The 24228-nt window shown below is 39.3% G+C and carries 19 protein-coding genes and 5 tRNA genes; 14 read left to right on the plus strand and 10 right to left on the minus strand.

From position 1 onward, the window contains the following. Window positions 1-5: 5 nt before the first annotated feature. From V6R21_RS29725 to V6R21_RS29735, 3 genes are all read right to left on the minus strand, one after another. Window positions 6-1415, minus strand: a complete 1410-nt coding sequence (locus V6R21_RS29725) for a hypothetical protein (RefSeq protein WP_334247133.1) — start codon at window positions 1413-1415, stop codon at window positions 6-8. 93 nt (window positions 1416-1508) lie between these two features. Further along, complete coding sequence (rbfA, locus tag V6R21_RS29730; RefSeq protein WP_334247134.1) at window positions 1509-1904, minus strand: 30S ribosome-binding factor RbfA; 396 nt, start codon at window positions 1902-1904, stop codon at window positions 1509-1511. Window positions 1905-1950: 46 nt separating this feature from the next. After that, on the minus strand, window positions 1951-3156 hold the full coding sequence (locus V6R21_RS29735) for a DUF3137 domain-containing protein (RefSeq protein WP_334247135.1): 1206 nt from the start codon (window positions 3154-3156) through the stop codon (window positions 1951-1953). A gap of 167 nt (window positions 3157-3323) precedes the next feature. Between V6R21_RS29735 and V6R21_RS29740 the strand changes: the two genes are divergently transcribed. Continuing rightward, the gene (locus V6R21_RS29740; RefSeq protein WP_334247136.1) at window positions 3324-4454 is read left to right on the plus strand and encodes a glycosyltransferase family 4 protein; all 1131 of its coding nucleotides are present in this window, start codon (window positions 3324-3326) and stop codon (window positions 4452-4454) included. A gap of 12 nt (window positions 4455-4466) precedes the next feature. After that, on the plus strand, window positions 4467-4760 hold the full coding sequence (locus V6R21_RS29745) for an MTH1187 family thiamine-binding protein (RefSeq protein WP_334247137.1): 294 nt from the start codon (window positions 4467-4469) through the stop codon (window positions 4758-4760). A 36-nt stretch (window positions 4761-4796) separates the two neighbouring features. Here the strand turns inward: V6R21_RS29745 and truA are convergent, their stop codons facing one another. Continuing rightward, the gene (gene truA, locus V6R21_RS29750) at window positions 4797-5543 is read right to left on the minus strand and encodes a tRNA pseudouridine(38-40) synthase TruA (protein WP_334247138.1); all 747 of its coding nucleotides are present in this window, start codon (window positions 5541-5543) and stop codon (window positions 4797-4799) included. A 257-nt stretch (window positions 5544-5800) separates the two neighbouring features. On the opposite strand from truA, the gene V6R21_RS29755 reads away from it, so the two are divergent. The 7 genes from V6R21_RS29755 (at window position 5801) to V6R21_RS29785 (ending at window position 7590) form a co-directional block, all read left to right on the plus strand. Further along, window positions 5801-6424, plus strand: a complete 624-nt coding sequence (locus V6R21_RS29755) for a hypothetical protein (protein WP_334247139.1) — start codon at window positions 5801-5803, stop codon at window positions 6422-6424. Between the two features lie 139 nt (window positions 6425-6563). Next, window positions 6564-6647, plus strand: a tRNA-Tyr gene (locus tag V6R21_RS29760). A gap of 6 nt (window positions 6648-6653) precedes the next feature. Continuing rightward, window positions 6654-6726: transfer RNA gene (locus V6R21_RS29765), tRNA-Gly, on the plus strand. Between the two features lie 32 nt (window positions 6727-6758). Next, window positions 6759-6839: transfer RNA gene (locus V6R21_RS29770), tRNA-Tyr, on the plus strand. Window positions 6840-6894: 55 nt separating this feature from the next. Further along, window positions 6895-6978 (plus strand) — tRNA-Tyr (locus V6R21_RS29775). A gap of 6 nt (window positions 6979-6984) precedes the next feature. Then, window positions 6985-7057: transfer RNA gene (locus V6R21_RS29780), tRNA-Gly, on the plus strand. Window positions 7058-7260: 203 nt separating this feature from the next. Next, on the plus strand, window positions 7261-7590 hold the full coding sequence (locus tag V6R21_RS29785) for a hypothetical protein (RefSeq protein WP_334247140.1): 330 nt from the start codon (window positions 7261-7263) through the stop codon (window positions 7588-7590). A 1-nt stretch (window position 7591) separates the two neighbouring features. On the opposite strand, the gene V6R21_RS29790 is transcribed toward V6R21_RS29785, so the two are convergent. Beyond that, window positions 7592-9391, minus strand: coding sequence for a MutS-related protein (locus tag V6R21_RS29790; RefSeq protein ID WP_334247141.1), 1800 nt, complete (start codon window positions 9389-9391; stop codon window positions 7592-7594). A 126-nt stretch (window positions 9392-9517) separates the two neighbouring features. Here V6R21_RS29790 and V6R21_RS29795 point away from each other — a divergent pair, with 126 nt between their 5' ends. Beyond that, the gene (locus tag V6R21_RS29795; protein ID WP_334247142.1) at window positions 9518-10468 is read left to right on the plus strand and encodes a hypothetical protein; all 951 of its coding nucleotides are present in this window, start codon (window positions 9518-9520) and stop codon (window positions 10466-10468) included. 70 nt (window positions 10469-10538) lie between these two features. On the opposite strand, the gene V6R21_RS29800 is transcribed toward V6R21_RS29795, so the two are convergent. After that, a complete protein-coding gene (locus V6R21_RS29800) occupies window positions 10539-11672 on the minus strand; it encodes a Na/Pi symporter (protein ID WP_334247143.1) in 1134 nt (377 codons plus the stop codon). Window positions 11673-12110: 438 nt separating this feature from the next. Between V6R21_RS29800 and V6R21_RS29805 the strand changes: the two genes are divergently transcribed. After that, window positions 12111-12809, plus strand: coding sequence for an SAM-dependent methyltransferase (locus V6R21_RS29805; RefSeq protein ID WP_334247144.1), 699 nt, complete (start codon window positions 12111-12113; stop codon window positions 12807-12809). A gap of 86 nt (window positions 12810-12895) precedes the next feature. Here V6R21_RS29805 and V6R21_RS29810 read toward each other — a convergent pair whose 3' ends face one another. Beyond that, entirely contained in the window at window positions 12896-13531 is a 636-nt protein-coding gene (locus V6R21_RS29810; RefSeq protein WP_334247145.1) for a histidine phosphatase family protein, read from the minus strand. Between the two features lie 687 nt (window positions 13532-14218). On the opposite strand from V6R21_RS29810, the gene V6R21_RS29815 reads away from it, so the two are divergent. Then, on the plus strand, window positions 14219-15451 hold the full coding sequence (locus V6R21_RS29815; RefSeq protein ID WP_334247146.1) for a chorismate-binding protein: 1233 nt from the start codon (window positions 14219-14221) through the stop codon (window positions 15449-15451). Between the two features lie 20 nt (window positions 15452-15471). Here V6R21_RS29815 and V6R21_RS29820 read toward each other — a convergent pair whose 3' ends face one another. Continuing rightward, complete coding sequence (locus V6R21_RS29820; protein ID WP_334247147.1) at window positions 15472-16602, minus strand: DNA polymerase III subunit; 1131 nt, start codon at window positions 16600-16602, stop codon at window positions 15472-15474. Between the two features lie 452 nt (window positions 16603-17054). Between V6R21_RS29820 and V6R21_RS29825 the strand changes: the two genes are divergently transcribed. Continuing rightward, the gene (locus tag V6R21_RS29825) at window positions 17055-17936 is read left to right on the plus strand and encodes a lysophospholipid acyltransferase family protein (RefSeq protein WP_334247148.1); all 882 of its coding nucleotides are present in this window, start codon (window positions 17055-17057) and stop codon (window positions 17934-17936) included. A 50-nt stretch (window positions 17937-17986) separates the two neighbouring features. Here the strand turns inward: V6R21_RS29825 and V6R21_RS29830 are convergent, their stop codons facing one another. After that, window positions 17987-19282, minus strand: coding sequence for a DASH family cryptochrome (locus tag V6R21_RS29830; RefSeq protein WP_334247149.1), 1296 nt, complete (start codon window positions 19280-19282; stop codon window positions 17987-17989). Window positions 19283-19953: 671 nt separating this feature from the next. Continuing rightward, complete coding sequence (gene ppk2, locus V6R21_RS29835) at window positions 19954-20760, minus strand: polyphosphate kinase 2 (protein WP_334247150.1); 807 nt, start codon at window positions 20758-20760, stop codon at window positions 19954-19956. Between the two features lie 300 nt (window positions 20761-21060). On the opposite strand from ppk2, the gene V6R21_RS29840 reads away from it, so the two are divergent. Next, window positions 21061-24225 (plus strand): SusC/RagA family TonB-linked outer membrane protein, encoded by a 3165-nt coding sequence (locus V6R21_RS29840; RefSeq protein ID WP_334247151.1) that lies wholly within the window; start codon window positions 21061-21063, stop codon window positions 24223-24225. Window positions 24226-24228 lie beyond the last annotated feature (3 nt).

Genomic DNA, 24228 nt, shown 5'->3' on the forward strand with positions numbered 1-24228 from the left:
CATTTCTAATTTTTCAGTTTATATACACCATTGAGATTAGGGTCTTTGACATACTTTTCAGCCAAAATAGGGGCATGAATAAAAAGCTGTTCTGCAAGTCCATGTTGGTCAATGATTACCTCAGGAATGTCTTTTTCAAATTCTTTGTAAACTGCACTGATAATGGCATAGTTGTTCAGTTTGCTCAAGTGTTTTTGAGATAAATCCCAATTATAGTATTTAGTGGCAAGTGTGTTGTTTTTATAATAAGAGATGTCTTCTCCCAGTACAAGCAGCTTTTTCCCTTTGATAGCTTTCCCGATTTGATCTTCTGTAGCGATGTAATTCTTATAGTCGACAAAGCTATCACTTGGAATAGATCGGTGATAAGAAAGATACATAAGTGCAACAATGGCACCACTGCTGACTAAGAATGTGAGTTCAGCAAAGAGCTTTCTCCTTTGAATAAGTAAGAAGTGAGTCCCGAAGAAACTTAAGGCTGGAACAAATAGGATCAGCTGGTAAGGGGCTAGGTCTACCGAGAAAAAGACTGCGGCAGCAGCTGTTGCTACCCAAATCAGCATGATTTGTTGACAACTTACCTGAAAGTTTACAAAGTTGCGATCCGTGAAAGTTCTGAAAATAGCCAGTGTCAGAAAAATTCCGGGAGCGATACAGAGCCTTATAATTTCAGGTAAGGTGATGTACTTGACTGTAGGAAGGCTGAAGTAAGAGTAAACATACTGGTTGAGGAATTCTTGTAATCCATCATTGAAAAATGGATAACTCATATAGAATACAATCACCAGTACAAATCCATAGATCGCTAAGAAAAGTTTTCTAATGGATGAAATACGGAAAGAGGCCAAGGAAAGGATAGCCATTGCCAGAAAGAAAATACTAGGGATGTAGATCAGTGTAGCTACACCTGTCCATGCTCCTATACTAAATACTTCCTGATCGAGACTTCGGTTGTCTAGCCTGATTACACTTCGTAATACTTGAAGAAGGAAAGATAACGCAATAAGTACTGGAGGTAGGGTCAGAAAGTCAAAGCTCATGCACATGAAGATCACATACAGAACCGCTGGAATGTAGTTCTTTTGGTTATAAATGTTATTTCTGAGCAGTGTACGGTTGAATATGTATGCTTGGTGCATTACCAGCAATATAGATAGCAATTGCATCAGCCACTGAGATTTCCCTCCAATATTGAACAGAATCCAGTATATACCTGCTGCCAGAGGTCCGGTATTGTCCCAGACATCCAAATACATTTTTTTACCATTGGCTAGCGCTTCTCCAAGAGTCATCCAGCCAATTTCAGGAAGGGTAATATCGATGCCACCCAAGATAAGGGGCAATCGAATCGCTAGCAGAATCAGCAAAGCACCGATGATTCTGATAGGGTCATTGATTTTAAAAAACTCCAGCAAGGTTATCTGTCAGGTTTAGTTTCTTATGTAAATATAATGCCGGCTGCAATAGCTCAAATGTATGAGTGCTTGCAACCGGCAAGTATCGTTTGCTTATTTATTGTAAGTGCTGTCGTCATCCTCGTCCTTGTCATCAGCAGGAGGAATATCCAGATCTTCAAAAAGCTTGTCAATTTTGGCTGCTACTTCTTGTGTATCATCATAATAGAAGTTCAGGTCTGGAATAATTCTAGCCTGATGACGAATACGCTGTGCCAGCATTTGTCGAACTTGCTTCTTATGTTGATTAATCTCTTCAATCATAGCCTGCTTGTCGTCTACAAGCATAAAGCTCAAATAGACTTTGGCTAGACTTAGGTCAGGTGTTACAGAAACTTGAGTTACTGTAATGAATGCTCCGCCAAACATGCTATTGGCATTCTGCTGAAAAATCTCGCCAAGATCCTTTTGTATGAGTCTTGAAAACTTTTGTTGTCTTTTACTATCCATAACTGTTCCTTTTTAGCATTGTAGCTGCTGCAAGCAAGAAATGATGTTACTCGTCATGTTCCTGATCCCAGTCAGCCAATAAGTCGGAGATCCCATGTTGATCAAAATCTTCTTCTTCATCAAACTCATCGTCCTCTTGCAAGCCATCGTCCTCTGGGTAGTCTTCCTGTTCAAATTGTACAGGAGGGATATCAAAGGATGTTTGGGCTGGGGTATGTATGTATGATGAAGGCTCATCCTCAGATGAAGATAAATCTAGTCCATCTATATTCAGATCATGAATCAAGGTGAATATATAAAGCATCTCCTTGTAAAATTCCTCTATAAAGCGAGGATTGTAGAGAGGTTTGGTAGTATCTACCTTAAACAGCTCTTTCCGCAAATCTACGGCAACGCTTATTTTATTACCAATCAGAGCGCAATAAACCTTCGCTCCACTTCTCTTTTTTAACAGCAGCATCTTCTCCATAAGTTCTTCTGTCAGGATTTCCTCACCTTCCAGCGCATCATCCGCATATACAACGTAGTGTTGACGGAACTTATGGTTCTTAGGGTGTATGTATTTCCCTCTTAGTAGGTTGTTCTGCTGTACGATTCTTCCGGCATGGCCAAGGTGGCGCTGTAAAGTATCCGGAAAAATAAAGGTACTGCCTTCAAATACTTTCGGGTACTCTCCTTGAAGAAAAATACCATGAAACACAGTTTCCCATCTTTCTTTTTTAGGGAAAAGAAATCTGATGGCTGCATCCCAAGGTGAGTCAGCTGTTTTACTAATGGTTTCTATCCGGTTTTTTACCTCAATTTCAGATAATGAAATCGGGACACCATCAATTGTTCCTTGTATCAGGTCATCACCTCCATAGTATTCAGGTTGTAGCGGGAAAAGGTGGCTTTCCTGCCAGGAGTTGAATGGAACAAACTTGTCTGGGTAATACAGAAGAGATGCGTCCATAAATGAGAGCATTCTCTTAACTACTTTTTCTTTGTATTCTCCCGGAATTTCTGGAGCGTTGAACTCTTTTAAATAAATCCAGTAAGCAACTGGTGGTGTTACAATTCCTATAAAAAGAATGGTATAGGGATGCAGAATATTTAGTGAAACAGCAGCCCAAGTCATAAAAATCAGCAAAAGGGTGATGCCGCCTACTTCCAGCCGTTTGTTGTGCATACTCCTGCGACGCTCTTCAAGGTCTTGCAGGTCTGCTTGTACATGTTCAGTAAAATGGTTTTTGAATTCCTCTAAGGTCCTCATAGTTGCATATTGAATTGGGCCAAGATACAGCTTTCACCGTTATGGCGGAATCTTTTAGCAGCTTAGAGGCTGAATATAGTTATATTGCGCCATCCTGAAAAGTCAATTTAGGGATAGAAAGTGTAATTCAACCGATCAAAATAACTGGACTACAAGCAACCGTCATGATGAAAATCGGATTCGAGGCCAAACGGGTTTTCAATAACTATACTGGACTGGGCAATTACTGCCGAACACTATTAGAGAATATAGCGGAGCTTCACCATGATGAAGTAGAAAGTCACCTTTTTACCCCAAGAATTCAGGACAATGCCAGAACACACCATTTTTTGGATAGTGGAGACTATCATCTGCATTTGCCAAAAGGAGCTTTCAAAACTTATTGGCGTACGGCAGGGGTTGTAAAAGACCTTCAGCAGGAGGGAATCGAGCTATTCCATGGTTTGAGTCATGAATTGCCTGTCGGAATACGGAAATCAGGAGTGAAAAGTGTAGTCACTATCCATGACTTGATATTCAGGCATTATCCTAAGCAGTACAATCGTATGGATAACCTGATCTATGATGTCAAATTCAAGTATGCTTGTGAAAATGCTGACAAGGTGGTTGCCATCAGCGAATGTACCAAAAATGATATCATTGATTTTTATGGTATTGACCCAGCAAAGATTGAAGTGATTTATCAGACTTGCGATGATTCATTTAGAGGAGAAGTAGCCTCGGAGCAGAGGGCTAAAGCCGTTTACAGATATGGATTACCTACAGAGTTTATTCTTTATGTAGGTTCAATCATCCCAAGGAAAAAGCTGAAGGCAATAGTGGAAGCCTTATATACCATGCCTGAAAGTGAACGTGTCCCATTGGTAGCAATCGGTGCGGGAGGTCCATACAAGGATGAGATTCTGTCTTTTGTACAGGAACATAAATTGGAGAAATGGGTCTATTTTCCAGAGAAAGTGGCTTTTTCCGATTTTCCTGCACTTTATCAGCAAGCACAGGCTTTCATTTATCCGTCTATTTATGAAGGCTTTGGCATACCGATTATAGAAGCGTTGTTTAGTCAAACACCTGTCATTACTTCCAACCTCTCTTGTTTGCCTGAAGCAGCAGGACCTGATGCCTGTTATGTAGATCCTTATCAACCGGAAAGTGTTGCAGAAGGCATTCGTAAAGTAGTACAGGAGCAGTCATTGAGAGAAAGTATGATTGAAAAAGGGTTGGCTTATGTTCAGCGTTTTGATAAAGCTATTGTAACAGCACAAATGGTCAATTTGTATAAAGAAGTATTGGACAGTTAATACCAAAAACTTATGAATAATCATGTGAATGTAGCAGTTCAGGTTTTGCCTTCTGCACAAGATAAACATCCGTATGACTTAGTGGATAAGGCTATTGAGGTAATCCAGAAGTCAGGACTGAAATATCAGGTTTGTCCTTTCGAAACTGTAATTGAGGGAGATTACCATAAGGTAATGGAAGTGGTCAAACAAGTACAAGATGCCTGTTATGAGGCAGGAGCCGAATCTTTAATGACCTATATCAAGATACAGAGTAGGAGAGACGACAAGGTGACTATCGAAGATAAAATGGAAAAGTATAGCTAGAAATAAAGCCGTAGTTACAGACTACGGCTTTGTTATTTAGAGCCAAATACTTTCGGGGTATGTAACCTGATTGAGGTAAAGTCCATGTCCTGGTACAAGGAAACGTGCAGCCCGCTTGCGGTCTTTTTTTTCAATGATATCCCGCATTTCTTCAATGCTGAGTTTCCCTAAACCAACCTGAAGCAGGTTACCTGTAATAATCCTTACCATACCTCTCAAAAAGCGGTTAGCTTTGATATGGAAAGTAAGATCATCCCCATTTTGAACCCAATAAGCTTCCATAATGTCACAGTTGTGGGTGTGTACGTCAGAGTGAATCTTACTGAAAGCTTCAAAATCAGTATATTCAGGTAGTACACTGGCTGCCTGATTAAGTAGCTTTAGGTCAGGAGTCCAACGAAGTGTGTAAGCAAGTCCCTGTAAAAATGGATTTTTATGCAGCGTGATTTTATATTCGTATGAACGACTGACAGCATCAAAACGAGCGTGTGCTTCATCTGTGACTCTCCGTATGCTTTTGAGAGAAATATCAGGAGGAAGAAAGGAGTTGGCTTTATGCAACAGGTCTTTTTCCACTATTTCATCATCATAGTCAAAGTGTGCAAATTGCTGACTACAGTGTACGCCAGTATCGGTTCTACCGCTTCCTGTGATTTCTATTTCAGCTCTGAGTAGCTTACTCAAGACAAAGTTGAGTTTTTCTTGTACGGTCTCTGCATTCGGCTGTACTTGCCAGCCATGGTAGAGTGCTCCATGGTAAGCTACTTCTATAAAATATCTCATGTTATGCCTTCTTATTTCAATGTGCTGCAAAAATAGTAAAATCTGTGTGTAGAACGTGATGAACCCGAATTGGAATGACTAAAAGTAATAACAGTGTATAATAGGTGTTTAAGCGTGTGAATTTTGTTTAATGATAGCTAATCATGTGCGGAAATATGTTTTTCTTATAAAGAGGGAAAGTCTATTGTTTTACCACAAGATATATACCTGTCAACTACACAATAAATTGAAGAAACTTTTTGAAACTCAAACTGACAATGAGGTTTAGAAATAACATAAGAGTCCTGTTATCAAGTGTATTCTGCTTAATATTCATTTCTATAGGTACTGCTTTGTCTTATAGGGAGATTGTAGCCTATACGCTTTCCAATATAGGAGGGAAAAAGGTGTTGTTAAGGATTGAGGACTTACAGGAGGTTGCATCGTTCAAAGTAACTGACCAGCAGGAAAATATTGTGTATTGGGAAAAGATTTTCGAGACAGGAATTGTGACTAGAAAATTTGACTTTGGAAAGCTACCACAAGGATATTACCCATATGAATTGGCGATCGGGGACGAAGCAGTGAGAGGAACTTTTGAGGTTACGGAGGATTCATTGAGTATTTTGAAAAGCGACATTGTTGCACTAAGGAAAGAACGGTTTCACTGTGAGGTAATCGATCAAGAATTACAAATTCGGTTGACATCAGCTCGGGGAAACTGGGTTGAACTTAGTATTCGAAGAATGGGAGGGAAGGAGCTGTTTCGGAATTTGTATGAAAAGCCTGGAGAGGAGTTTTCAAGGCAAGTAGACTTAGAGACTTTTGAGGCGGGAAAATACATTGTTCGTGCAAAAGTGGAAGGAAAGTACTTTGTGCAGGATTTTGAAGTGAAAAAATAATGAAATGTAAATAATTGATTCACTGAACATTGAACTTTTATTGCTCTTTAGATGGATTTTTTATGTGTCAAACTGTTTGTGAATTGTAAAAAGAGCCTTAGATTTGCACTCGCAATTTGATACAAGGTCAACTTGTTTTGGGGAGATTCCAGAGCGGTCAAATGGGACGGACTGTAAATCCGTTGCTTCGGCTTCGCAGGTTCGAATCCTGCTCTCCCCACCAAAAAAAGCGGGCGTAGCTCAGTTGGTAGAGCGGCAGCCTTCCAAGCTGCAGGTCGCGGGTTCGAGCCTCGTCGCCCGCTCGTTTTGAAAAAATTGACATACTGTTAATGCTGGGGAGATTCCAGAGCGGTCAAATGGGACGGACTGTAAATCCGTTGCTTCGGCTTCGCAGGTTCGAATCCTGCTCTCCCCACATAGAAATAAGAGACTTCAGCAAGCTCTTGTTTTTATTCAATCATATTGCTGCTGGGGAGATTCCAGAGCGGTCAAATGGGACGGACTGTAAATCCGTTGCTTCGGCTTCGCAGGTTCGAATCCTGCTCTCCCCACCAAAAAAAGCGGGCGTAGCTCAGTTGGTAGAGCGGCAGCCTTCCAAGCTGCAGGTCGCGGGTTCGAGCCTCGTCGCCCGCTCAAAAGCCTATCGGTAAAACGGTAGGCTTTTGTTTTTTGTAAGGTTTTGGATTTTCGTAGAACTGAATAATATTAGCGGATAATGGGAAATATTGAATTTCTGGTTATCCGCTTTTTGTTTTCTGATTGTAATATTCTTTGGTAAACAGTGAGATATACCCCAAATTGTGGGAAAAGATCTTGCACAAAAAAAATAGTGACGATTGGAAGAGCAAAAACTGACAACCCAGACTCAAGCATTGGTTTTGAAGCATATGCAACTCCCAGCAGAAGAGCTTTTGGGAGACAAAACGGCTTTTGAAAATCTAGAAGCACTAAAGGAACAACTCAGTAAGTTGATAAGCAGGTTACTTGATCATGATTTTGGTAGGTTAATGAATGCCATGTACCGAATTGATATCAAGGAGCATGATTTTAAAGAAGCTATGTCTTTACCAACAGGTAAAGACATAGCAGATAGAATTGCAACCCTGATTGTTGAGCGTGAGCTACAAAAAGTGAAATTTCGTATGCAATACAGTTCAGGTGAGTAGACTACTCCAAGTGTATACCCATTTGCTCCATAAGAGCACTTGCACTAAAGGATGAGCAGACACCTTTTTTCAGCTTATAGTCGAAGATCAGTTTGCCATTTTCAATGCGACTGCCAAAGCTGAAATTCGTGATTTTTTCTGGAGCGTCATCAGCTAGTGAAGCCAGTTCCAAGTCATGGGTGGAAATCAGTCCTGAAGCTTTTGTCTGCCCTAGTTGCTTGATGATCGCTTTTACACCTTTGTGCCTGTCTTGAGAATTCGTTCCTCTCAATAGCTCATCCAAAAGGAAAAATACTTGCTCATCTTCTTTAAGTAATTCGAATAATTGTTGGATGCGTTTGAGTTCAGCATAAAAGGAAGATATGTTCTCTTCTAGGGAATCCTCGATTCGCATGCTAGTAAATAGCCTGCAAGGAGAAATCTTCATTTCTTTGGCACATACAGGAGCTCCAGCCATTGCTAGAACAGCATTAACGCCCAATGTACGCTGGAACGTACTCTTGCCTGCCATATTGGATCCAGTGACTAGCATTAGTTGTCCTGACATGTCCATAGAGAAGTCATTGCAAACACGGTTGGATGACCCTATGAGTGGGTGACCAAGTTCTTTCGCTTCAAAGCGAAAGTAAGTTGGTGTCACATCAGGCATACAAAAATCAGGATGAGCGTACTTGTAAGCAGCTAAACTTGAAAGTGCTTCAAATTCTCCAATAATGTGCAGCCAGTTTTGGAGTTTGTGGCGGTGTACTTCTTTCCACTTTTCAAGCTTGATCATGTAATTGATGTCAAACAGCAATACAGCATTGACAGTAAATGAAAAAAGGATATTCAACCTTGCTTCCAAACTGTTGAGGATTTTTTCTAGCTGTAATACTTGTTGTGATGCAGGAGGTTCATCCAAGAGCAATTGTCGCATACTGTGTAGTTTCTTGGCTTGGAATGGCTGGTCTTCTACTTGGGAGAGTAGTAGTCTGTAAGATTGAATAGTACTGAGTTGCTTGGTAGTCTCTTCTACAGCATTGGTGATGTAGTTACTATGTTTTCCTAATACCCCAAGGTTGAGTAAGAAAAATCCAAAAGGAACTGCTGACGGAACAATGGATAAAGCCCAAAGCACAATAGCTGATATCAGAATAATAGGAAGTACAATGATTAAAGTTTTATAGAGCGGTTTGCCTAAAAACTGAGAAGGTTGGTCAAACCAGTTGGAAAGCTTTTCTAGTTTATCCCTGTCAGTATCAGCCAACATGGATTTAGCTTGCAACTGTTGTCTCCACTCTACTAGCTCTGATAGCTCTGTAACGGCTTCTTGCCTGTCAACCACTTCTTCTGAGGTTGCATATGTCTGTAACCATTCCGCTAGGGTGTCTTTACCAGAAAGTGTATGGGATCTATTGATAAAAGCAAATAGAGAGCCTTTTCCGAATAGATCAAGGTCATAACTGAAAGGATGTGTCTTTTTTTTATAAGATTCGCCATTATCTGTGACTGAAGAAAGATTTCCTTCCAATAATGCTATTTCTTGAGCGTTGATGATAGACAGGTTTTCCGCAATTTTTTTACGAAATTGTATTTTTCTGTGCTGCTTTACCAATACTAAAAAGATAGGTATAGCAATAACCAAGGTAAGCCAAATATAGGATGACATACGGGCATTAGCCCAATAAATACAGCCGACAAGTGCCAAAATGAACCATACGGCACGTATGGTAGCAGTCGTAAGGTATTGGCGATGGTATTTACCTTGTAATGATTTATACTTATTTTCGAATTGATGAAAAACTTGTCTTTGATCTTCCATACGGATGGTTTTTTGTTGTAAAAATTAAAGAATTTTATCTCAACCCTCTAAGGAGGAGACCAATAAAAAAATGGGATTTGTCTATTGGTATAACTTAAATACCTTGCTTCCCTACTAATGCTGCATATGGACACTGTAACAATGGCAAACAAGACCCTGAAAGACGCTTCTCTATTTCCATTTTTTAGGCAGATCATACTGCTTACCTGTTTGCTGCTGCCTTTGATGACATATGCGCAACAAGATTTGGGGAAAAAGAAAGAGAAAGTGCCTTTCAAAGCATTGAAAGATGCTAGCAAATTTAAGGGAGGAATAGTAACTGACAAGAAAGGTAAGCGGAAAGAAAACGCAAAAAATATCCAAAAACAGGATGGCAAAGTGACTGAGTCTGCTAAAGACAGACGTAAACGGGTCGAAAAGGAAAGGCAGAACTATGATGGACGACAGGTGATGGAATCTCCGATACAACGCCGGAAACGGATGAATAAGGAGATGGATAACTATGATGGACGACAAGTAATGGAATCCCCAATACAACGCCGTAAGCGAATGAATAAGGAAATGGATGGGTTTGATGGCCGTCGAGAAATGGAAGCTCCTAAAGACCGTCGTAAGCGTATGAGCAAGGAAATGGATAACTTCAATGCTGAGACAGTAAAAGTGGAAGCGCCTGTCCATCGCCGAAAGAGAGTGGCTAAAGAGATGGATAACTTTGATGGACGTGTAGTGGTTGAGAATCCTGTCTCTCGTAGAAAAAGGATAGATAGGGCAGTGAAAAGTTTTAAACCTTATGTTATTGTAGAAAGAGGAAGAGCCAGAAGAGTTAGAATTGCCAATATTGTAAAGTCATATAACCCAAATTATGTAGTTGTTCGTTACAAGGTTCAACTCATGAAAGATTCCTACCGTTTTAGGACAGGTGGAAAGAAAGATGAATACAACCCTGTAGCTCGTAAGAAGGTTGGAGTCTTTTACAAAAAGGTAAGACCTCAGTTGACAAGGGGGAAACCTAGACATGAAAAGCAACGCAAACTGGATTATACTTACGACAAGAGAGAATCGGAGATTTGGGATTAGAATAGATAAGTAACATAAAAAAGCTCTTGAAATATCATTTTTCAAGAGCTTTCTTATTGGCTAGTGTTCTTTAAAGAACCTTATCTATTAAAATCAATAAAAATGGTATCACGAAGTAAAATGCCAACAAGTAATAAAACCCAAATATTCGATTCTGTGAGACCAAATTACTCAATGTCGTAGCATACCATTGTGGTAAGCGGGACAAAGGTGTAATAAACAGTAGCAAGCCAAAAATATTGAATAGAAGGTGTGCTATGGCAATTACAATAGCTGCATGCGAATTAGTAGACAATGCAGCAATCAAAGCGGTTACTGTAGTTCCTACATTTGCCCCAATCAAGAAGTTGAAAGCTTTAGGTAGCGTTACCTTATTGGTAGCAACCAAAGGAACAATCAAGGATGATGTAAGTGAACTTGACTGTACTGAAGCGGTCAACAATAGACCTGAGACCAATGATTTGACAGGGGTATTGAAGAAGAATAGCTCCAGATTTTCACGCTCTCTTTTTGACTGTAGCCACTTTTTGGATAAAGATGATATTGCTTTTAACGCCAATAAAAGCAGAACTACAGAGAGTATTCCGATAGGCCAAAGGTAGTTGGCAGGATTTATACCAAAGTACTTGAATATGGAAGAAACGAAGTCAACATGATGGACATTAATTGTAGTGTTGTTTCCCATGTTAGGGAATATGTTGTTGGCTATGGTTTCCGAAAGACCTGATAGGGACTTGGTAAGGTATTCCAAAGGAAACAAAACCAAAGCCGTAAATAGGTTAAAGAAGTCATGCAAAGATGCCGCAGCAATTGCTTTACGGAACATATTCTTGGACCCTATATACCCTAGAGATACCAGTGTACTTGTGATAGTGGTGCCTATGTTGGCTCCCATTATAATGGGAACTGCATCTGTATAGTTGATGGTTCCTGTGCCAGCCATTGCAACCACAACAGCAGTAACGGTTGAGCTACTTTGTACAATAGCAGTAACCAGCATCCCTATAAAGAGTGCGATAAATGGGTTAGACGTTGCCGTAATAAGGTTTCTTGTATAGTCTTTTCCCAAGGCTCCAATAGCCATGGTCATCAACTCAAAAGCTACCAGAAACAATATAAACGCAGCCATGATAGACAATACCCGTGTCAAGGTATTGTACCAAGTTTTATCCCCTCCTTTGTTCTTCAATTGCGTCAATGTCATCGATAGCGTATAAAACGGTTAAACAATTGTCCTGTATCAAATTTAACGAGCTTAGAATTACAATAATGCCAACCTAGTTTAACAAATAGTTAACTTGATGTCACTTTATGATACGTTCAATTCTGAGACAGTCTGTTTTAATGTTTGCTTCCTGCAAGACTAAATCTAAATGATCAGCATAAGAGAAGTGGGGATAGAGAGAAGTATCACATATACAATGTGAATTAAGTTGAATCCAAAAGTTATTATTCAGTCACAAAGGTAATAATCCCTTTGCTAACTGACTTGATGATAGTTTGAATGTTACCAGTATGCCCTATTAAGTACACCTGCATTCTATTATTTATACCTGAATCCCTTTTCTATCTGCTTGTTAGTACCTTCATTTGCAGAAATACTTGCAAAAGAAATAGTTTTCCTTACAAAAAACCAATATTCGTGAAAGTTTATCTTATTCCCTGTCCGTTAGCGGAGAACGCTTATGATACACTGTCTTTTGCTGTGCATGAGGTAGTTAAGAATACAACTCATTACTTAGTCGAAGACGAGAGGTCGGCAAGAAGGTTTATCAGTGGGTTAGGACTTGGTGTGAATGTACGTGAGCTGAACTTTTACTTACTTGACAAGAAAACTAAGTATGAACAGGTTCAGTCTTACTTCAAGTCAATTCCATCGGATGCCAATGTTGGAATCATATCAGAAGCAGGGTGTCCAGGAATTGCAGATCCGGGAGCAAAGGCAGTCGAGTATGCGCATAAAAATGGGATTGAGGTACAGCCATTGATTGGGCCTTCTTCAATCTTGCTGGCTTTAATGGCTTCAGGGTTTAACGGACAAAATTTTGCGTTCTACGGCTACCTTCCAGTAAAGAAGCCAGAGAAGGTGAAAGAGATTAAAAGGCTAGAGAATGACTCTATGAAGTTTAACCGAACTCAGGTTTTTATGGAGACTCCTTATAGAAATAATGCATTGCTTGATGATTTGGTAGCTAACTGTCACCCTGACACGAAGCTATGTGTGGCTTGTAACATTACAGCGGAAGATCAATACATCAAGACATTGAGAATTGCAGAGTGGAAAAAAGAGAAGGTTGACCTGCATAAAAAGCCAACTATCTTTGTGTTGCATGCTAAATAGTCAGCATAAAAAAAGAAACAATATTGGTTAGCACTTCAATGCTATACTACCAATATTGTTTCTTGATTTTAGTGTTGGTTCTTTGTTTAGTGAGCTTCACTAAACAGGGATGCCAGGTGAGAAGTGTCATTTTCCTTTTCAATCTTGTATAGTCCATTAGTGTAGCTTAGTTGGTATAGGCAGAGATTTTGGTGTTTGAAAATATCCATCTCTGACATTGGGACTCTTAGTAATCCACAAAGAAGAATCCGTATTGCACGACCATGCATACAAACCAGAATATTTTCATCTTCTTCGTAAGACATTATATACTCCCATGCTTTTTGCTGACGCTCTGCGACCTCCAAAGGAGATTCTCCTCCAGGTGACTTCTGTGTGTAATCACCATTGTTCCAAGCTTTGATCATATCAAAGTACTGCTGGTCATCTTTAGCAGTAAGCTTTCTTCCTTCTTTGTCACCCCAACTGATCTCATTTAAGCCCCAAAGCTGTACCCAAGGAATACTGTCATCAATAAACGACTGTACAGATTCATGTGTGCGTATCAGTTTAGAAGTAAAAACCCGGTCAAATTTTACATGTCCATAAGTACTGTAAAAGGCATGAGCTTGTGCTTGGCCTAACTCATTGAGTCGTGAGTCTACGCCACTTCCTTGCACCCATTTCTTTTTGTTGAGGGCCGTTTCGCCGTGCCTTATGATATAAATGTTTTTCTGTTTCATTGCCTTAGTAGTTTTGGTTCATAGACTGTTCTTTTGGATGTCTAATAAATTTTTTAACTGTATTGAAATGATGTTGATCAGAGTGAATTAACTGCGTTTCAGTTTATTGTGTTAAAGCCCACTCATGAAAAACTGCAAATATTAACTTTTATTTGGGAATAAAAATACTGTTGATCAAATATTTATGACTTTAAACATGTTAAAGCCATTTAAGAATTGTGTTATTGGGGTAGCGTTTGTACTATTTGCTGCAAGAGATTCTACAGGTGAAAACTTCGATACTCTAATGAGATCATGTTAACATCTGCTCTGAAGAACAGGAAGAATCCAAGTTTACATTGTTAGAAAATAGAGAATAAAGAGTGTTTCCAGCGCAGTAATCCCTCCATTAAAGCTTATTCTTATACTTATTAACGAGTTATTAGGTAGTTCTGTTCGAATATTACACTAGGTCCTTCTTGGGTAACAAAATTGATTTATTGAAGATTCATAGATTGGAGAGAGACCCACAAGCTTAAGTAATAAGGATCATTTGATATTTGAAAACTTTGTTAACATTTAAAGCCTATTTCTGAGATAAGTTCAATTTTTTCCCTAAGATACTTTTATATTATCTTTGCCCTCAATGCAAACAATCAGACTAAACTAAGGATTACTTACTCAGTAAATCATAAAACTGGCAAGACATTGAAGACGCACCTACTACAAGCATACCAGTCAAAGAGCTCAGCCTTAAGCGAACATCAAGTATTTCGTATCGTGCTTTCAGCTGCTGTTCAGCACAACGTGCCGGTAGCATTCTGGCGAAAACCAAACGGTACAGAAAAAGAGGGAATTGTTGGCTTCTGTAATCAATTGCCTTATAAGCAGGTAGATCTTGAAGAAATGGGAAGTGGTTTTGTGCTTGGTGCGTTTGAGTCAAAAGAGAGGCAGGCGTATGTTATACCTGCAGACTTGTATTTCAAGAGTAATAATTTTGAGTTTAGTAATTTTGGAAATGGAAGAAGCACAAGTTCAGATTTGAAGACTGCTTTTGGTCAAACCTTAGACCAAATGTTATCTGATGGAATACCAGAATCCGCATTGCAGTCTGAGTTTCATGTTTCAACTGATACTCCAAGTCACCTAAGTCAGTCACATTTTGAGCAGATCGTTTCACAGGGTATTCAAGGTATTAAGGATGGCTTATTTAAGAAGGTGGTTCTTTCACGTACAAAGGAGGCAACCTTGCCTGCGAATTATGATGTAGTGGAAAACTTTTTTACACTCTGTGAAGCTTATCCTGCAGCTTTTGTTTCGATGGTTTCGGTACCGGGGCTAGGTACTTGGGTTGGTGCATCTCCTGAAACATTGATCAGTGTAGATGAAAATCAAGTTTTCAGGACTGTAGCGTTGGCGGGTACTCAAGCCAAAGGTAACCAAACTACGGCTGAAGCCAGATGGGCACAAAAAGAAATTGAGGAGCAGGCGCTAGTTGGTCGTTATATCATCAACTGCTTTAAGAAGATTCGTCTGAGAGAATATGATGAGCAAGGCCCTAGGACAGTCGCTGCCGCACATTTGCTACACCTTTGTTCCACATTTGCAGTAGATATGCAATCAGCTAATTTTCCTCAGTTGGGAACCGTGATGTTGGAGTTACTGCACCCTACTTCAGCAGTATGTGGAATGCCAAAAGAGGAAACACTAGCATTCATTTTGGCAAATGAGGGGTATGATCGTGCACTTTACAGTGGTTTTATTGGACCAGTAAATATAGAACAGCGTACGGACCTGTTTGTAAATCTGCGTTGTATGCAGGCGCTTAAAGGTAAGGCGGTCTTGTATGCGGGAGCAGGGATTACAGAAGATTCAGAACCTATCAACGAGTGGAAGGAGACAGAGCTTAAGATGGAAACCATGCTTAAGCATATCCAATAATACTCCTCGGTTCAATACTCTTATTGTCTGAAAGCTCTAGCTGTTTCAATAGACAGGTATAGGAATGTAATCTTTGGATTGGCATTCCTTTCAATGTGATAATGCGCCTCATTAAAAAGGTTGACAAGATTGGGAAGATTTCTGTCGTGCAATACCTTTGAAAAGTTTTCCACAAATGTTTTTTGTTCGCCTCCTAGTCTGCTAACCTGTTCACCCGTAAATTTCCACATCATAGACTCCCTGAAAATATTCAGAGCGTAGAGGAATAGTTTTTTTTGGGCTTCTTTACCTAGCTTATTGAAATTCTCTGTCAGGTTAATAATCAGATCAGTCAAATCAAGCTTGAAGCAAGCACGCATCCAAAGTTTAAAGAATTTCTCACTCTCGTCAGCAACCTCATCATAATTGTGTAGTGCTTCTAGCATACTGCCATTGGACAGGTATGCGACTTGTTGTGCACGGACAGGATCTACATCTCTTTCTTCTTGAAGGTACTGAGCAATTTCCTCGTCTCTGAAGTTGCGAACCTTAACAATCTGTGTACGTGACAGAATGGTTGTTAACAGACCATTTGCATCATTTGATACAAGTAAGAAAAGTGTTTTACTTGGTGGCTCTTCCAGTATTTTCAGGATTGCATTGGCGGCAGGTGCTTGCATCAACTCTGGTAACCATATAAGCATTACCTTATATTCAGCCTCAAAGGCTTTCATGGATAAGGCTTTTACGATAGAGCGACTTTCCTCTTTGGGAATCATGGCTTGCTTATTTTCAGCGCCAAAAAAGCTAGTCCAATCATACAATCCGCTATAAGGGTGTTGCTGAAGAAATTCTCGCCACTCAGGTAAGAAGCGGTCACTGATGGCTTCTGAGCGTTTTGTAATGCCTTTAGCACTTGCTGTAGGAAATACAAAATGGAGGTCTGGATGTACCAGTTTGTCAAATTTTCGGCAAGAATCACATTGGCCACAAGCATCATCTGACTTTTTATCAGTACAGTTGATAAAAGTAGCATAGGCCAGCGCAAGTGCAAGGTTAGCACTTCCTTCCTGCCCTAAAAATAGTTGGGCATGTGCTATATGGCCATCATGTACAGATTTGATCAGTACTTTCTTGGTTTCTTCTAAGCCTGGAATTTGTGAAAACTTCAACTGGATTTTACGTTCTGTTTGAAACAAAAATAACCGGCATCCAACATCTGATTGGTTTCACCGGTTTATTGTGATCACCCTATTAAAGACCTAAAACTACAACATTTTCTTTAAATCCGTTAGCAGAGTGCTTTTCAAAAAATGGATTCAGGTCAAAATTTTATTAAATTACATCTAACCTCATAAGACAACCAAAACACAACACCCGACAAAATAATCTTGATAAAGTTTATTTTTTTATAGGTAAAATAATATATTGATCAGCTGTTTTATTGAGAAGTAACAGTATTTTTGCAGGCTCTGATCCTATTTTCAGAGAAAAGGAAGAGACCTACACTTGCACTTACCTGATAAAAAATGTGAACATTTCAGGTAAATTAAAACGGCTGAGACACACATAATGTTCTATTATATATAACAGGGCTTGTGAGGCAGACACTGAATAAATAATTATGAGAAAGTTTTTTAATAACATGATTGACAAGATCCTACCGAAGGACCCTTTTGGCAATTTTGTTTTTATTAGAAGGTTAACAGTTTCCATCGTAGGTTCATTGACTTACGGCAGATATACGATAGCCAACAAGCTGAAGGTTGAAGGTACGGAACACTTGAAGGATTTGAGAAAGAGCAACGTATTGTTTCTATCCAATCACCAAACATACTTTGCTGACGTGATTTCCATGTACCATATTTTTGGTAGCGTAAAGTGGAAGTTTAAAAACTCAATCAATAACCCAATTTATTTGTTGTGGCCAAGAGCTAGGATTTACTATGTAGCTGCGGCAGAAACAATGAATGATGGAGGTATCATTCCAAAGATATTCTCTTTGGCAGGTGCCGTGACAGTTAAAAGATCATGGAGAGCTAAAGGCGAAACTGTTCAGCGAGGAGTAGATACCGATGCAGAAGACAAAATTGGAAAAGCTTTGGATCATGGCTGGGTAATCAGTTTTCCTCAGGGAACAACTAGTCCATATGCACCTATCAGAAAGGGTACAGCACATCTAATTAAGAAGCATAACCCTATTGTAATTCCAGTGGAGATTGATGGATTCAGACGAGCATTTGATAAGAAAGGGCTTTTCTTCAAAAAGCGTGATACTGAATTGACAGTAAAGTTCAAGACACCACTACATTTTGAAGAAAATACGCCAATTGAAGAAATCGTAGCTCGTGTGGAATCAGCAATTGGACAGAAAATGCCAGATGGGGAATGGGCTAAGCCTATACAGGAGAAGATGTTAGCAAAGGAGGCTGAGAAAAAAAGAAAGAAGCTGGAACAGCAGATGCAAAGCATGGGACAGCGTCAAGGTGTAAAACACCAAAGATAAAAGTATATGAAAAAGGGAAGGTTATATTAATAGACCTTCCCTTTTTCATTTTAATCTTCTTCTAACCAATAGGAGACATAACTGCCATCAGGGTCATACTTTTTGGCTTGTCCTGGGACATTGAAATAACGGTCTTCTCTCGGATCATTACCAACTCCAGCTACATAATTCCAATTTCCCCAATTACTGCAAACATCGTAATCAATCAATTGGGACTCAAACCACATAGCGCCCCATCGCCAATCTACCTTTAGGTCTTTACATAAATAGCTGGCAACATTTTGTCTTCCTCGGTTGGACATAAAACCAGTAAGTTTTAATTCCATCATATTGGCATCAACAAAAGAAATTCCTGTCATACCATTTTTCCATTTCTCAAATGCAGCTTTACTATTTTTAAATTCAGGGAAAGAACCTTGTATTCCCCCTAGCTGGAAAATACTGCACCCATAACACATAGCTGCAAAACGAAAATAATCTCTCCAAAGCAGTTCAAAGTACAGCCAATAAGTAGACTCATTTTTTATTTTCTCTTCTTCGTACTTCTGCAGTTCCCAATAAATCATTCTGGGAGAGATTGATCCATTGGCTAGCCATGCTGAGAGTTTTGACGAGTACTCATCTCCAAGTAAACCATTGCGGGTGTTTTTATAATTCTTGATTAGCTGTTTGTTCCATATATAGTATTCCAAACGTTCAAGCGCTGAGTTTTCACCTCCTTCAAATTGTAATACAGACCGTTTGTCTGTGTACTTTACTTCTAAGTCAAAATCACTTAGCGTAGGTAATGTACCCACTTCAATTGAAGCAGGAAAACAAGGAAGCATATTGGGTAATGGATAACATTCCCTTACCTGAGCATACTTTTCGATTCGCTTTCTAAAGTTGGTGTAAATATTAGGGAGCTTTTCAATGTCAAAGGGGACATCATCTGGGTGGTATAGAGTGAGTCCTTCGTGTAACGCTAGAGGGATGGGAAGTTTTTCAGAAAGTTTTTTCTCAACATTTTCTTCTTCATGTGTATGCTCTTGCTGGGCAAAAACAATATCTGCTTCAAACTTTTCGGCGAGTTTTGGTATAACGTCTTCGGGCTTTCCTATGGTGATGAGTAGGTCTGACCCTAGTTTGATAAGGCTTTCTTTAAGGTTGGCTACAGACTCAATTAGAAAAGAAGCTCTAAATGTATCTGTTTTAGGAAAGCCGAGTTTTGTCATTCGAAACCATCTTGGGTCAAAGCAAAAAACAGGTAAAAGTGCGGTTCCAGAGGGGAGTTGAGAAAGAATAGGCTGATCATGTATTCTAAGGTCATTTCTGAACCAATAGATGATTTTCTTGAATTCAGTCATTTTCAAGTGTTGTTTTTAGGTGAAGGTTTCATTCGATCAAAATTTTTGAGGGATTGATCTTCGGTTTGTCTTATAGGTAATTAAAAATATTGGGGTAGTTTTCGTTCCCAATATGTCAATACAGTTATGATTAAAAAGTCAGTGATTTAGATTTTCTGTATTCACAATACTGGTACATAAAGATACTTAAGAGTTAAGTTGTTGCCCATAACAGTGAACTTAGCTTTGGGATTATTATCCATATATTCCATAACCTTGGAATGATAACGTCAACTGAATCGAGCGTGAAAAAGTGAAGGATTCAGAAGTGAACTTACTTGTGTGCTTAAATTGGAGAGGAGTAAGGTAGTACTAGAAATAGGTTGAAATACAGACAAAAAGGATGTCATTTTGAGTTAAACATCACCTGAACTTAACAGTAATTGAAGAAAATACTGTTTGTGAAAGAAGATTCATACATGGTTAAAATAAATTAATAACACTGAGCACAACTCACAAGTAGCATTAACTGTTTAAAAAGCTAGGATATCTATTCGGCGATCTGAAAGCCTAATACTAGGTGATCAAGAGCTTTGAATTAGATATGTTGATTAAGTGAAAGTAGTCGCTAAGGCCAATTGATCTAAAAGTCTCCCGCTTTGCAGGGAGACTTTTTTCATGATTTATATTTACTAATACTTTTCAGGAACAAAGGTTTGTTCTGATATAGGAGGACGCATATAGCCTTCTTTATTGATAGGAGGTAGTTTTATTTTATCATAATTGATCTTTTGATAAGGTATAATCGAAAGTAGGTGATTGATGCAGTTAAGGCGTGCTTTCTTTTTGTCATCAGCATTGACAACATACCAAGGCGATTGTTTTGTATCAGTATAGGCAAACATAATGTCCTTGGCTCGTGAATAATTAACCCATCTTTCTCTGGCTTCTAAGTCCATTGGACTGAACTTCCATCTTTTGAGTGGGTTGGAGACACGCTCTTTAAACCGCTTCTCCTGTTCCTCGTCAGATACCGAGAACCAATACTTAACTAGAATGATCCCAGAGCGGATAAGCATACGTTCAAATTCAGGACAAGAACGTAGAAATTCTTGGTATTGATCTTCAGTACAAAATCCCATAACCCTTTCTACACCAGCCCTGTTATACCAACTGCGATCAAACAGTACAATTTCACCAGCTGCTGGCAGGTGTGGCACATACCGTTGGAAATACCATTGTGTTTTTTCTTTTTCGGTAGGTACACCTAAAGCAACTATTCTACAGACTCTGGGGTTAAGGTGTTGGGTAATACGTTTAATGACACCACCTTTTCCAGCGGCATCTCTCCCTTCAAAAATAACGACAATTTTGAGCCCTTCCTTCTTAACCCACTCTTGCATTCTGACGAGTTCAATCTGGAGATCCAGTAACTCTTTCTCGTAGTATTTTTTGAGTTTCTTTTTTACCTCTTTAGCTTTCTCTTTCTTTTTAGCCATGTCAGTTTTTGGGGTTTTCTGTTTAATATCCAATTCAAAATCTCTCTAGTCAGTCTATATATTACATCGTGGTGAATCGTGTTAAAGCATAGAATAACTATCAATCATCCAATAAAAACTCATTGATGTAACATTGAATACACAGTATTCATCTTCTCACAATAACATACAAACCAAATGCTTGGTAATAAAGAAAAATAGTTTTAATTTTTTGTATTCCTTACGCCCGTAAGGTTTTCTACCAGCTAGCTTCAATAATGACAAATCTTATACTGATACAATTAAACCATTCATTGCGACATGTTACAAAAACTACTACTCACCCTGTGTTTATGTGCAGGATGTGTGCTACTTGCATATGCTCAGGAACAGACGGTCACCGGAACTGTTTCTGATGAGCAAGGGCCTCTACCCGGTGTGACAGTACAAATAAAAGGCACTTCAAAAGGAGTGGTAACCAATATTGAAGGTAAGTATACCATATCTGTCCCTAGTTCAGAGACAGTTTTGATATATAATTTTGTCGGCTATACCGATAAAGAAGTTACCGTTGGCAATCAAAGTGTAATTGATGTATTACTGGCTCAAGATACCCAAGAGCTTGAAGAGGTTGTGGTAACGGCAATTGGTGTAGAGCGGAGCGAGCGGAGTTTGGGATATGCTGTACAAGCCGTTAATAGTGAGGACTTGCTTAAAACCAACGAGACAAGTGCTTTGAACTCACTGCAAGGTAAAGTAGCAGGGGTAAACATTTCCAGTGCTTCTGGTAACCCTGGCGCTTCAACCAAAGTGCGTATTCGAGGGCTTTCCTCTATTTCTGGTGATAACCAACCTCTTTATGTAATCAATGGTGTACCAGTCAGCAACTCAGCAATAGGATCTAGTGACCTGAATGGTAGCTTGGATTTTGGTAACGCCTTGAATGACTTGAACCCTGAAGATATTCAGGAGGTATCTGTACTAAAAGGTGCTGCTGCTACTACACTTTATGGTTCCCGTGGTGCCAATGGAGTAATCTTGATTACAACTAAATCGGGACAAGATGCCGCTACAAGAAGAAAGAAGGCTGAGATTAGTGTCAACTTTGGTGTTTCTTTTCTTACTCCATTAAAATTACCAGAGTTCCAAAACCGATATGGGCAAGGTATTGATGGTGATACTGATTTGGAGGAAAATACTAGCTGGGGTCCCAGGTTTGACGGACAGTTAAGGCCTTGGGGACGTGTAGTGGATAATCAGCAAAAAATTAAGCCATATGAGAATCTGGAAGATAATGTGAGAAACTTCTTTGATGTAGGGGTTACTTACAATACTGGTGTATCATTAGGTGGTGGTAATGAGAAAACCAACTATTATTTATCTTATTCTAATGTAACATCAGATGGATATATTCCTACAAGTGTAGATGAGTATAATCGTAATACAATATCTTTTAGTGGAGGCACAGACCTGTTTAATGGTTTGAAAAGTACGATCAATATCAACTACATCAATACTGAAAGTAGTCAGGTATATGGCGGACAGCAGCAAAACTCCATTTTTAACTCCTTATACCAGATTCCAAGAGATATTCCTATTACAGAATTGGCAGATCTAAATGCCCCTTTCAATACGCCAGAGAATTACTTTACGCCATTCTCGCTATTAAACCCATACTTTGTAATTAATGAGTATGGTAATGAATATAACGCAGATAGGGTTTTTGGTAGTTTGGACCTTTCTTATGAATTAGTTAAGAACCTGAATTTGCGTTGGAGAATCGGTACAGACGTAATCAACCGTGAACTGAATGAGTGGGAGCCTGTACTGGATATTGAAGGCCCTAATGCATCACAAAGTAACCCTGGGCGTTTCCGTGTTACAAGGCAGTATAACAATGTGATAAATAGTGATGTGATTTTGACATACTTGCTGAAGTTTACGGAAGATTTTTCTATGAATGCTCTGGTAGGTTATCAGGTTAACCCACGTAAAAGTAGAACCTTGGTAACAGAAGTAGGAAGTTTGCAAATACCAGGCTTCTATGATATTTCCAACTCAGCAGATAGACCAACTTCTATTCAGAATGACTCAGAGAGACGTTATAATGGTGTTTATGCTCAAGTGGATTTTGACTTCCGTAACTGGTTATTTTTGACCTTAACAGCAAGAAATGACTGGTCTTCTACACTACCAAAAGACGAGCGTTCATTCTTCTACCCAAGTGCCAGTTTGGGAGTTGTATTCTCTGACGTATTGGATACAGGTGATTGGTTAAGCTACGGTAAATTGAGGCTAAGTGCAGCTCAAGCAGGTAATGATGCTCCTCCTTACAGTACTCAAACAGTATTTAAAACCTCAGGCTTCTCTGATGGTTTTACAGAGCTTAGATTCCCTTTGAATAATGCAGCAGCATTCTCGGAAGATAACCTTGCAGGTAACCCTAGCCTAAAGCCAGAGCTTACAACGGAGTATGAAGCTGGTTTAGAGATGCGATTCTACAATGGTCGTTTTGGCTTTGACTTTACTTATTACGACAGAACAATTGAGGATTTGATCTTTACGGTGCCACAATCTCCTTCGTCTGGATTTTCATCACAGACCCGTAACATTGGTAAGATATCCAATAAGGGTATAGAAGTATTGTTAACTGCAACTCCGGTTGAAACCCCAAGTTTTACATGGGACATATCTGTCAACTTTACTCGTAACAGAAATAATGTAGAAGAGTTGGCTGATGGTTTGGAGGAAGTACCATTGGGAGGTTTAAGTACTGTACCTTTTGTGGCAATTGAAGGCAGACCACTAGGTGTAATCAAAGGACAGGTTCCTCGTCGAGATCCAAATGGAAATATCATTGTAAATTCTGATGGTCGTCCGGATTATATCACTGATCAGGAGATTGGAGATACCCAAGTGGACTTTATAACAGGTATGACCAATACATTCAGTTGGAAGTGGTTGTCATTCGACTTTACTGTTGATTGGAGAAAAGGCGGTTTAATGTATTCTCGTACAGCGGACCTACTATACTTCTTGGGTACAACCCCTTATACGACATATAATGACAGAAGACCGTTTGTCATACCAAACTCTGTAGTTGAAGTTTCAGAAGGTGAGTTTAGGGAAAATACGACTCCAATTGCACAAGAAGGATTTAATATGTTGACGTTCTGGGGTGATGGAGGTTTTGAAGGAGATCGAGCTTTTCTTGTAAAAAGAGATTATATCAAACTTCGTGAGGTGAACTTTACTTTAACGGCACCTAAGCAATGGCTTAAAAACACCCCGTTTGGAAGGGCGTCAATCAGCTTTGTAGGAAGGAATATGTTTATCTGGACACCTGATAGCAATATATTTGTTGATCCGGAATCTAGCTCTTTTGTAACGGGTTCAGGAACAAATGATATCGAGGCGGAGTATGGTGAGTTTTCTACTACCCTGCCGACACGTAGCTACGGTTTTGCTATCAAATTCACCTTATAATCC

Origin of the sequence: Limibacter armeniacum (assembly GCF_036880985.1) — a bacterium.
In the GTDB taxonomy this organism is placed as follows: Bacteria; Bacteroidota; Bacteroidia; order Cytophagales; family Flammeovirgaceae; genus Limibacter; species Limibacter armeniacum.